The organism is Seonamhaeicola sp. MEBiC01930, assembly GCF_045277075.1.
Classification (GTDB): domain Bacteria; phylum Bacteroidota; class Bacteroidia; order Flavobacteriales; family Flavobacteriaceae; genus Seonamhaeicola.
The window spans coordinates 2,654,963-2,667,103 of sequence record NZ_CP104270.1; the positions used below are offsets into that span (position 1 = coordinate 2,654,963).

8 protein-coding genes are annotated in these 12,141 nt (G+C 32.3%); 6 read left to right on the forward strand and 2 right to left on the reverse strand.

Features of this window, described 5'->3' with window-relative positions:
- Nucleotides 1–475: 475 nt before the first annotated feature.
- Nucleotides 476–823 carry a hypothetical protein gene (locus N1F78_RS11420; protein WP_406683293.1) on the reverse strand — a complete coding sequence of 116 codons (348 nt, stop codon included), beginning with the start codon at nt 821–823 and terminating at the stop codon, nt 476–478.
- Nucleotides 824–1,042: 219 nt separating this feature from the next.
- Here N1F78_RS11420 and N1F78_RS11425 point away from each other — a divergent pair, with 219 nt between their 5' ends.
- Both N1F78_RS11425 and N1F78_RS11430 read left to right on the forward strand, forming a co-directional pair.
- Nucleotides 1,043–1,993, forward strand: coding sequence for a calcium/sodium antiporter (locus N1F78_RS11425; protein ID WP_406683294.1), 951 nt, complete (start codon nt 1,043–1,045; stop codon nt 1,991–1,993).
- Between the two features lie 137 nt (nt 1,994–2,130).
- Nucleotides 2,131–2,904, forward strand: coding sequence for a hypothetical protein (locus N1F78_RS11430; protein ID WP_406683295.1), 774 nt, complete (start codon nt 2,131–2,133; stop codon nt 2,902–2,904).
- A gap of 478 nt (nt 2,905–3,382) precedes the next feature.
- On the opposite strand, the gene N1F78_RS11435 is transcribed toward N1F78_RS11430, so the two are convergent.
- Nucleotides 3,383–4,405, reverse strand: a complete 1,023-nt coding sequence (locus N1F78_RS11435) for a glutamine synthetase beta-grasp domain-containing protein (RefSeq protein WP_406683296.1) — start codon at nt 4,403–4,405, stop codon at nt 3,383–3,385.
- Between the two features lie 251 nt (nt 4,406–4,656).
- Here N1F78_RS11435 and N1F78_RS11440 point away from each other — a divergent pair, with 251 nt between their 5' ends.
- From N1F78_RS11440 to N1F78_RS11455, 4 genes are all read left to right on the forward strand, one after another.
- A complete protein-coding gene (locus N1F78_RS11440) occupies nt 4,657–6,843 on the forward strand; it encodes a glutamine synthetase III (RefSeq protein WP_406683297.1) in 2,187 nt (728 codons plus the stop codon).
- A gap of 82 nt (nt 6,844–6,925) precedes the next feature.
- Nucleotides 6,926–8,104 carry an AIR synthase related protein gene (locus N1F78_RS11445; protein WP_406683298.1) on the forward strand — a complete coding sequence of 393 codons (1,179 nt, stop codon included), beginning with the start codon at nt 6,926–6,928 and terminating at the stop codon, nt 8,102–8,104.
- Between the two features lie 74 nt (nt 8,105–8,178).
- Entirely contained in the window at nt 8,179–9,138 is a 960-nt protein-coding gene (locus N1F78_RS11450) for a DUF3078 domain-containing protein (protein WP_406683299.1), read from the forward strand.
- Between the two features lie 195 nt (nt 9,139–9,333).
- Nucleotides 9,334–11,889 (forward strand): adenosylcobalamin-dependent ribonucleoside-diphosphate reductase, encoded by a 2,556-nt coding sequence (locus N1F78_RS11455; protein WP_406683300.1) that lies wholly within the window; start codon nt 9,334–9,336, stop codon nt 11,887–11,889.
- Nucleotides 11,890–12,141 lie beyond the last annotated feature (252 nt).

Consider the following 12,141-nt stretch of genomic DNA (forward strand, 5'->3'; position numbering starts at 1 on the left):
AATAAAACTTATTCTAGAACTAAGTTTTACTTTTTAAGGAATTAGAAAATTGATATGATTATAATAATTATATCAACTACAATTTTGGCAAGTGTCATCATATTTTAAAGGTTTTAAGGGTTAGTAAATAGTATTATTATATCAATGTTTTTTTAAGATATATATTTACTAATATGATCTCCAAGTGTTTTTTAAAAAATCGATGAAATTGAATGCGTAATTGTAAGTAAAAAAATGAAATTAGTTTCAGTATTTTAGTGACTGTCTTTGTAAAAGTTTATTTATGTTAGTTTAAGATTGTTTTTTTGTTTAAAAATGTAATATTTGAAGGGCTATTTTAGGTTGAAATTTTAAAACCAAGGGGAAGTTTATTGTAAAAAAGTGTTTTTTTTGCCAAATCATCTTTTTAAAGATTATAAAATAAAAAATCCGACTCAAAAATAAAGTCGGATTTTATGGATGAAATATTATTGGTTTAATCTATAATGAGTTCACATTTAAAAGCGTCTTTATCTGCACCTATACCACATTCCCAATCAGACTTTGGTGGATATTCTCCGTTAGCCTCTATTTTATAATATAGAATATTTGTATACATCAAACCCCACATTTCAGTTCCTTCATCATTGTATGTAATGAGACGTTTAGATTCATCTAAAGTATTTACATATTTTGGTCCTTTTGTATAGGTTTTATCTAACATATATGTGCCATTTAAGCTGTATGTACCAGATATTTCTACTCCAACTATTTCAATATTGTCTTTAGAACATGAGGTTATGGCTAATAATAAGACTAGTAGGATAAAAGTTATTTTTTTCATAGTGTTTATGTTTTATAGATTTGGTGTTTCAAATTTTATGAATAATATTTAAATTGGGAGGTTGTTCATCTGTTTTTCGATGAATGTCATACTAGAAATGCGATTAGTCGATATAAATATGCATTTCGTCTTTAGTAAAATGATTATGAAACAATAAATAACCTCAGCCTACTAACATTTAACTTCCAACTTTAATTTATCTTCGCAAAAAATATTTTTATGAGTGTACTTTGGGTAATCCTTGGGTTTATTCTTTTAGTGGTTGGCGGTGAATATTTAGTAAGGTCTTCCGTAGCTTTATCTTTTAAATTCAACATTTCTAAAATGGTTATAGGTATGACCGTGGTATCATTTGCTACCTCTGCACCAGAACTGTTGGTGAGTTTAAATGCTGCGTTATCCGGGTCTCCTGCCATAGCAATAAATAATGTTGTGGGTTCTAACATTGCTAATATTGGTTTGGTATTAGGTGTTACAGCTATGGTTGGTGCCATTGCTGTAGATAGATCTTTTTATAGGCTTAATTGGCCCGTAATGATGGTTTTTTCAATGGTACTTTATTTCTTTTTAAAAAATGATGGGACATTGTCTGCATTAGAAGGAGGAACACTTTTTATTGGGTTAATCTTATTCTTATATATTTTAATTAGAAATGCAAAAAAAGAAACCGTTGTAGAAGAGGTGGATGATGCCTTAGCTACGGTTTCAAATTTTAAAATAACACTTTGGTTAGTAATTGGCGCTGTTGCTCTTTATTTTGGTAGTGAATGGCTGGTAACTGGTTCTAAAGAAATTGCCAGAGCTGTTGGCGTGAGTGAGGCAGTAATAGGAGTTTCTTTAATAGCTATTGGTACTAGTGTGCCTGAATTAGCTGCTTCTGTGATTGCAGCAGCAAAACAAGAGAAGGCTATTTCATTAGGTAATCTTATTGGCTCTAATATATTTAATATAGCATCTGTTTTGGGCTTAACGGCTTTGGTAAAACCAATTCCGGTAACTGAACCTCAAATTTTATCGAACGATATATTCTGGATGATTGGTATTTCGGCTGTTTTAATACCCTTAATATTTTTGCCTAAGCGTTTACAAATTAGTAGAGCCAAAGGTTTCTTCTTGGTGTTTGCTTATGGGGTATTTATGTTTTTGATTTTTACTAGAGGGAAGTTTTAGTGCATCATAAGAGTAATGTCGCAGCTTGACTTTGTACGAAAAATTCGCTAACTTCGTTTAACATTGGATATAAACAATATGCAATACAATTTATATCCATAAGACCATTGTGCTTCATTACCACAAACCGCTAACCAATGATAAAATTCTTTAGAAAAATTAGACAAAATTTGCTTTCCGAGGGAAAAACAGGAAAGTATTTTAAATACGCAATTGGCGAAATTATACTTGTTGTTATAGGGATTTTGATTGCACTATATCTAAATAATCTAAACCAACAAAATACAATTCAGAAACAGCAAGAAAACCATCTAATGTTGGTTAAACGTGAGATGACTAGTAATATTAACTCGCTTTCTGCAGAAACAGCGGAATTGACCCGAATAATAAATGCTACTCGGGATATGTTGAATGTAATTAATTCTGAAGTTCTATTAAATGATTTAACCGAAAGTAATATATCTACGCTTTTAGCCACAAATGTTAGTTCTGATTTATTTATTCAATATGAAAATGGAGCCTTGAACCAAATAATATATTCAGGAGGTTTAAAAGATATTGAGAATGACAGTATTCGTGGAATTTTAGCATCTTGGGAAGGTAAAATTAATGTAGTGAGATTACAAGAAGAGCAAGTAAACAATGTCATAGAAAAAATAAAGAATTTGATGAATAAATCTGGAGATATTCGAATTATCATCGAGGACTTGGGCTTGTCCAAACAGTTCGAATTAGATTTATCGACTACTAGAGGCAGCAACAAAAATTTAATAAAATTAAAAGAATTTGAAAATTTGCTTTACGAATTATTTTTATCTGGGACTGCACTACAAGAACCTACCTATTCTAATTTTGAAAATGAGATGCATTCTCTTAACGAACTAATAAACCAAGAATTGAGTAAAAAATAACGAAAGCACAACACCGTGTATAATTCATTGCTAGTACTAGCCTACTTGGAAATTCCGAAGGAATTTCCTCTGGTTCGTTTTTGTTTTCTAATTTAATTGCTGAAACACGCAACGAAATCATACACAAAACCGTTAAACGAACTTTTCCAAAAACAATTAAAGTTGGTCTTTAAAACTTAAGCAAGCAAGTAAGTGCGTTAGGGATTGCAAAGGAAATCCTTTTTTTGTTGGCAAAAGAGCGTCATTACAAGGAGCTAGCGACGTGGTAATCTCATAACTGATAAGAGATTGCCACAGGTAATTGGAAATTGCCATTGGAATGACAGAAGAAAAGATTGTATTGGAAAGCCCGACCTAAGGTAACGCCCAACTTCTCGATACGATTCTCATTAAAATCAAAATCACTCGAAGTGATAAATTAAAAAAGCACTTACATATTGTAAGTGCTTTTTTATTATGAACAAAATCTGTTGCTAAATTATATTTTAGCAGATTTAACAGTTTTAATAATTCTTCCTGCAATCTTGTATGGATCACCGTTAGAAGCTGGTCTTCTATCTTCTAACCAACCTTTCCAACCTTTCTCAACAGTGATAATTGGAATACGGATTGAAGCTCCACGGTCTGAAATACCATAAGAGAATTGATCTATAGACTGAGTTTCGTGCTCACCAGTTAAACGTTGGTCGTTAAACTCACCGTAAACTTCAATGTGCTCTTTTACTACTGGACGGAATGCTTCACAAATAGCTTCGTAAGTAGCTTTATCTCCACAAGTTCTTAAAGTTGTGTTAGAGAAGTTTGCGTGCATACCAGAACCATTCCAATCTAAATCTTTACCAAGTGGCTTAGGGTGGTACTCAATGTAGTAACCATACTTTTCAGTTAAACGGTCTAATAAATATCTTGCAATCCAAATTTCATCTCCAGCTTTCTTAGCTCCTTTAGCAAATAATTGGAATTCCCATTGTCCACAAGCAACCTCTTGGTTAATACCTTCAAAGTTTAATCCAGCATCAATACATAAGTTAGCATGTTCTTCAACTAAATCTCTTCCATGAGTGTTTTTTCCACCAACAGAACAGTAGTACATTCCTTGAGGAGCAGGGTAACCACCAATAGGGAATCCTAAAGGAAGTTGTGTTTCTGTATCCATTATGAAATATTCTTGCTCAAAACCAAACCAGAAATCGTTATCATCATCATCAATAGTAGCTCTTCCATTAGATTCATGAGGCGTACCATCTGCATTTAAAACTTCAGTCATTACTAAGTATCCGTTGATTCTGTCTGGATCTGGATAAATAGCAACAGGTTTTAATATACAATCTGAAGATCCACCTTCTGCTTGTCTAGTTGATGACCCGTCAAAAGACCAGTTACCTAATTCTTCAAGGGTACCTTGAAAATTCTCGTGCTCTTCTACCTTAGTTTTACTTCTCAAATTTTGAGTTGGCTTATAACCATCTAACCAAAGGTATTCTAATTTAATTTTTGCCATAATGAATATTTAATTTTTGTAATCTAAACGTTATCAGCACAAATATATATTTTTATATAAATACTTTAAATTATTAAGGGGTGTTTTAATAAATAGTAGTGTTATTTTTATTTATACCCTATTTTTTTAGGGTATATATTAAAAAAAGTATAGTATTTTATATAAATAATGAAAAATTGTTAACGCGTTCTTTTGTGGTTCAATCTCTATGGTTAATTTTGTAATTACTAATAAATCAAATTAATAAGTCAATGCCTACACTACGATTCCATGCTATAAAACAGTCTCTTTCTCATAAACCAATTTCAATTAATGAAAGTAAAAGGCGCTCTGAAGTATTTGGAGAAAATGTGTTTAATGAAAATACTATGAGGCAATACCTAACTAAGGGTGCTTTTTTAGGGGTTATGAATGCAATACAACATGGTACTAAAATTAAACGTGATATTGCTGACCAAGTGGCTGCATCTATGAAGGATTGGGCATTATCTAAAAATGTAACTCATTATACACATTGGTTTCAGCCATTAACAGGAACTACGGCTGAAAAGCACGATGCATTTTTTGAAACGGTTAGTGAAGGTGTGGCTATTGAGAAATTTGATGGTGCGCAATTAGTGCAACAAGAACCGGATGCTTCAAGCTTTCCAAGTGGAGGTATTAGAAACACCTTTGAAGCAAGGGGCTATACAGCTTGGGACCCTACATCACCTGCCTTTATTTATGGTACAACACTTTGTATACCGACTATTTTTGTTGCTTATACAGGAGAGGCCTTAGATTATAAAACACCATTATTAAGAGCGCTTCACGCGGTTGATGACGCTGCTACTGCTGTGTGTAGATATTTTGATAAGAATGTTAAAAAAGTATCATCATCACTAGGCTGGGAGCAAGAGTATTTTTTAATAGATAAAATGTTAGCTTCTAGTAGACCTGATATTACTCTAACTGGTAGGACTTTATTAGGGCATTCCTCTGCTAAAGGTCAGCAATTGGATGATCATTATTTTGGAGCTATTCCAAATAGGGCTTTAAATTTTATGCGTGATTTAGAGAAGGAATGTATGCTTTTGGGTATTCCGGCAAAGACAAGACATAATGAGGTGGCACCAAATCAATTTGAATTGGCGCCTATTTATGAAGAGGCTAATTTAGCTGTAGATCATAATGCTTTATTAATGGATGTTATTGGTCGTGTAGCATCACGTCATAATTTCAAAGTTTTACTTCATGAAAAGCCATTTGAAGGAATGAATGGCTCTGGTAAACATAATAATTGGTCACTTTCTACAGATACAGGAATTAACTTATTATCACCTGGAAAAACACCAATGAGTAATTTACAGTTTTTAACCTTTTTTATTAATACAATAAAGGCGGTTCATTCTTATGAGGAGCTTTTAAGGGCATCAGTGGCCTCTGCAGGGAATGACCATAGACTAGGTGCAAACGAGGCTCCTCCAGCAATTATATCTGTATTTATTGGTGAGCAATTAACTAAAGTTTTAGAGGAATTAGAAGGGGTGACAAAGGGTAAGTTGTCTCCTAAAGAAAAAACAGAATTAAAGCTTAATGTAGTTGGTAAAATCCCAGATGTGCTTTTAGATAATACTGATAGAAATAGAACTTCTCCATTTGCTTTTACAGGAAATAAATTTGAGTTTAGAGCCGTTGGTTCAACCGCAAATTGTGCAAATCCAATGACTATTTTAAATACAATTGTTGCAAAACAATTAAAAGATTTTAAGATTGAAGTAGATAAGCTTATTGATGATAAAGGCTTAAAGAAAGATGAAGCTGTTTTTAATATTTTAAGAGAGTATATTAAATCTTGCAAACCTATATTATTTGATGGTAATGGCTATGGTGAAGTTTGGGAAAAGGAGGCCGAAAAACGTGGATTAAGTAATAATAGATCTACTCCTGAAGCCTTAAAAGCTAAAATTTCAAAACAAACTATTGATTTATTTGAAGAAATGAATGTGATGAGTAAGATTGAGGTTGAAGCGCGTTATGAAATAGAGATTGAAGCCTATATAAAACATATTCAAATTGAAGGACGCGTTTTAGGAGATATTGCTAGAAATCATATTGTGCCAACTGCCGTTAAATATCAGAATATTTTAGTAGAGAATGTAAAAGGATTAAAAGAAATTTTTGATAAAGATTTTAGAGCGGTATCAAAAGAGCAAATTAGTTTGATTGAAGAAATATCAAATCACATTGAAGGAATTAATACCAATGTAACTAAATTAATAGATGAAAGAAAGAAGGCTAACAAAATTGTAGAAATTGAAAAAAGAGTAATGGCTTATTGTGAAAATGTAAAACCATTATTTAATGATATTCGTTACCATTGTGATAAGCTTGAATTGATGGTTGATGATGAGATTTGGCCGTTAACAAAATATAGAGAATTGTTATTTACACGATAGTGTTTAAAACTTATTAAATCCTGTTTTCAAAAAGCAGGATTTTTTAATTCAAAAAATTACCTTTGCAGCACATTATAATATTATGAGTCAAGAAGTTTCAAAAAGGTATGCACAACGCGGAGTTTCAGCTTCAAAAGAAGATGTACACAATGCTATTAAAAATATTGATAAAGGATTATTTCCAAAAGCATTCTGTAAAATAGTTCCAGATTATTTAACAAATGATGAGGATTATTGTTTGATAATGCACGCTGATGGGGCGGGAACCAAATCATCTTTAGCGTATATGTATTGGAAAGAGACTGGAGATGTGTCTGTTTGGAAAGGTATTGCTCAAGATGCTTTAATCATGAATATTGACGATTTATTATGTGTGGGTGCTACAGATAATATTATGTTGTCTTCAACTATAGGCAGAAACAAAAACTTAATACCAGGTGAGGTTTTATCGGCTATAATAAACGGTACAGAAGAATTGCTTGAAGATTTAAAATCTTTTGGAGTAACCATTCATTCTACCGGGGGGGAAACGGCAGATGTTGGTGACTTAGTTAGAACTATAATTGTAGATTCTACGGTAACAGCAAGAATGAAGCGTTCAGATGTAATTGATAATGCTAATATTCAGCCAGGTGATGTTATTATTGGTTTAGAATCTTTTGGGCAGGCAACCTATGAAAAGGAATATAATGGAGGAATGGGAAGTAATGGATTAACATCTGCACGTCATGATGTTTTTAACAAGTATTTAGCTAAGAAATACCCTGAAAGTTTTGATGCTTCAGTACCTGAAGATTTAGTGTATTCCGGTGGTGTTAAATTAACAGATAGTGTTGAAGATTCTCCCATTGATGCTGGTAAATTAGTATTGTCTCCAACAAGAACATATGCGCCAATAATTAAGAAAATATTATCGAAATATAATAGTGATTCCATTCACGGAATGGTTCACTGTTCCGGCGGAGCACAAACCAAAATCCTTCATTTTATTGAAGAAAATCATATAGTTAAAGACAATTTATTTCCAATACCTCCGCTTTTTAAATTAATTCAGGAACAGTCTAAAACAGATTGGAAAGAAATGTATCAAGTTTTTAATTGTGGGCATAGAATGGAGATATATGTGAGCCCTGAAATTTCAAGCGAGATTATTGAAATTTCAAAATCTTTTAATGTTGATGCAAAAATAATTGGTAGAGTAGAAGCTTCAAAAGAAAAGAGACTTACAATAAAAAGTGAGTTTGGTGAGTTTACATATTAGAGTTTTGGCCTATTTAGGTTAAAAACGGAATGATTCTTGATAAAGAACATATTTAATAAAAACCTAACATAACCATGCGAAACATTCTAATAGCCCTAGTTTGTCTTACATTTAGCTTATCTAATGCACAACCTGATTCTTTATATTTAAAAGAAAAACCAAAGAAATATGATGGTCCTCAATGGACAAATAAAAATAAAGCGACTATTGATATTAGTGAGGTGGCTTTTGTTAACTGGAATTCTGGTGGTGCCAATTCAATTTCAGGCTTATTAGGTATACAATCTTCTAGGAATTATACAGATAAATATTTCTCTTGGCGTAACAATCTTAATATGCGCTATGGACTTAATAAACAACAATCAAGAGAGCTAAGAAAAACGGACGATTTAATAGAGCTTAATTCTAATTTAGGGTATAAACCAGATAGTTTGTCAAATTGGTATTACTCTGCTAGATTAAATTTTAGAACACAGTTTGCTAATGGTTTTAAATATCCTAATAAAGATGTGCCAATTTCTAGGCTAATGGCTCCTGGTTATTTGTTCTTTGGAGGAGGAATGGAGTATGGTAAGCGTATTGACAAATTATCTGTTTATTTCTCGCCATTAACTTTAAAAGCAACTTTTGTTCTTGATGAAGATTTGGCTAATGCAGGTGCTTTTGGTGTTGATCCGGCTGTTTTTGATGAAGATGGAGATGTTCTTATCCCTGGTGAAAAGTTTAGAAGGGAATTAGGGATTTTGATTACCAATAGTTATGAAATGGAGGTAGCTGAAAACATAAATATGCAACATCAAGTAAGTCTTTATACAGACTATATTAATAATTTTGGAAATGTAGATTTAGATTGGAGGCTAGATTTTGATTTCAAAGTGAATAGTTTTGTTAGGGCTACTTTAGGGTCGCATATAAGATATGATGATGATGTTAAAACTTCTACTGAAACTGATGTTGAAGGAGAGTTTGATGAAGCAGGTGCAAAAGTGCAGTGGAAACAGTTTTTAGGGGTTGGTTTTGCTGTAGATTTTTAAAATTATTTTATATTTTATTTTTCAAAAATTTGTTAACTTTTTATTGTTGATAAATTTTTAAACGCCTGAAAATCAATATTTAAAGTTGTTTTCTTTGTCAACTTTATGATTTTTATCATGTTTTTTATTCTTGGCTTTTTTGTATCTTCACGTTCAAATTTATTAATCTTTTTGAACTAAACTATACTAAACCTCATGAAAGAAAACCTTACCAAAGCATTACCTAAAATTTATACCCAAGACGAAGCTTTTAATGCGTCATTAAAATACTTTAAAAATGATGATTTAGCTGCTCGTGTTTGGTTAAATAAATATGCTTTGAAAGATTCTGATGGTAATATTTTTGAACTTACCCCAGATGATATGCACCGTAGAATTTCGAAAGAAATTGCAAGAGTGGAGCTTAAATACTCAAACCCTTTAAGCGAAGAGGAAATATTTAATTTAATTAAAAATTTTAAATATATAGTGCCTCAGGGAAGCCCAATGGCAGGTATTGGTAATCCATATCAAATAGCATCTCTATCAAATTGTTTTGTTATTGGAAATTCTGGTGATTCGGACTCCTATGGAGGTATCATGAAGATTGATCAAGAACAAGTTCAGCTAATGAAACGCAGAGGTGGTGTGGGGCATGATTTATCACATATACGTCCTAAAGGTTCTGGTGTTAAGAATTCTGCACTTACATCTACTGGAATAGTACCGTTTATGGAGCGCTATTCAAATTCTACAAGAGAGGTAGCTCAAGATGGAAGAAGAGGAGCTTTAATGCTTTCAGTTTCAATTAATCATCCAGATTCCGAAGATTTTATTAATGCAAAATTAGAACAAGGAAAAGTTACAGGAGCTAACGTCTCGGTAAGGATAGATGACGCGTTTATGAACGCTGTTAAAAAGGAAACTGAATATACTCAAAAGTATCCTGTATTTAGCACTAATCCTAAGGTGTCTAAAACAGTTCAAGCTAGAGATTTATGGTCTAAGATTGTACATAATGCATGGAAATCAGCAGAACCAGGAATCTTGTTTTGGGATACCATAATAAATGAATCTGTACCTGATTGTTATTCAGATTTAGGTTACAAAACTGTATCAACAAATCCCTGTGGTGAAATTCCTTTGTGTCCATATGATTCCTGTAGGTTACTAGCTATTAACCTTTTTTCATATGTTGATAATCCATTCACAGAAAATGCCTCCTTCAATTTTGATTTGTTCAAGGAGCACGTTGCCTATGCACAAAGAATCATGGATGATATTATTGATTTAGAATTGGAGAAAATAGATGCAATTCTTGAAAAAATCAATTCAGACCCAGAACTTGATGAGGTTAAAGCAGTAGAAAAAAACCTATGGACAAACATAAAACAAAAAGCTGAAGAAGGAAGAAGAACTGGTATTGGTATTACAGCAGAAGGTGACATGCTAGCAGCATTAGGTATTCAATATGGAAGTGAAGCTGGGAATGAATTTTCATTAGAGGTTCATAGAACCATTGCAATTGAGGCTTATAGAGCATCTGTGCATTTAGCAAAAGAACGTGGTGCTTTTACAATTTTTGATGCTGATAGAGAAAAAGAAAATCCATTTATAAATAGAATAAAGGAAGCAGATAGTAAACTTTACTACGAGATGTTAGAGTATGGTAGGCGTAATATAGCGCTATTAACCATAGCACCTACGGGAACAACAAGTTTAATGACTCAAACTACTTCTGGAATTGAACCTGTATTCTTACCTGTTTATAAGCGAAGACGTAAAGTAAACCCAGGAGATAAAGATGTTCGTATAGATTTTGTAGATGAAGTTGGAGATTCTTGGGAAGAATACGTGGTATTCCATCATAGGTTTAAGCAATGGATGGAGGTAAATGGAATTGATACTTCTAAGAACTTTTCTCAAGATGAATTAGATGAATTGGTGAAAAAATCACCTTATTACGGTGCTACCTCAAATGATGTAGATTGGTTGAGTAAAGTAAGTATGCAAGGTGCTATTCAAAAATGGGTGGATCACTCTATTAGTGTTACAATCAATTTACCTAATGATGTATCTGAAGAGTTGGTTGGAGACTTGTATTTAAAGGCGTGGGAAGTAGGTTGTAAAGGGGTTACGGTTTATAGAGATGGATCACGTTCTGGAGTATTAATTTCAAACGATGATAAAAAAGAAGAAGAAACGAGCAACACATTAACTACTTTTCCAACAAAACGTCCGCAAACTTTAGAAGCAGATGTAGTTCGTTTTCAAAATAATAAAGAAAAATGGATTGCTTTTATAGGTTTAATTGATGATAAGCCATATGAGATTTTTACTGGTTTGATAGATGATGAAGATGGTATTTTAATTCCACGTTGGGTTAATGATGGGCTTATTATTAAAAATAAAAATGACGATGGTACAAAACGTTATGATTTTCAGTACAAAGATAAGCGTGGTTATAAAATTACTATTGAAGGGCTATCATATAAATTTAATCCTGAGTTTTGGAATTATGCTAAGCTAATATCTAGTACCTTGAGACATGGAATGCCAATTGATAAAATTGTTGACTTGATTAACAGTTTGCAATTAGATACGGAGTCTATTAACACATGGAAAAATGGTGTAGGTAGAGCATTAAAAAGATATGTAGCAGATGGTACCATGGCTAAGGGACAAGTATGTGATAATTGTAAGTCTGATAATTTAATATATCAAGAGGGTTGTTTAACCTGTAAAGATTGTGGCTCTTCTAAGTGCGGATAATTAATAAAATTTAAATTTTAAAAAAGGAAGTCTTTTGGCTTCCTTTTTTTATACAAACTCTTTAAGAATTAATAGAAATGGTATGCTTAATAATAAGTCTATAAGATAGAGTGTTGAGAATAATTTTAAGTTAGAAACACCAATACTTTTGTAAATTATTAACTTTCGTTTTGCTGATGTTTCGTTAGTAAAGTACCATAAGAACCCCACTAAAAAAAGTTTAGTAAAAAGTATAACAAACGGCTCTACTTT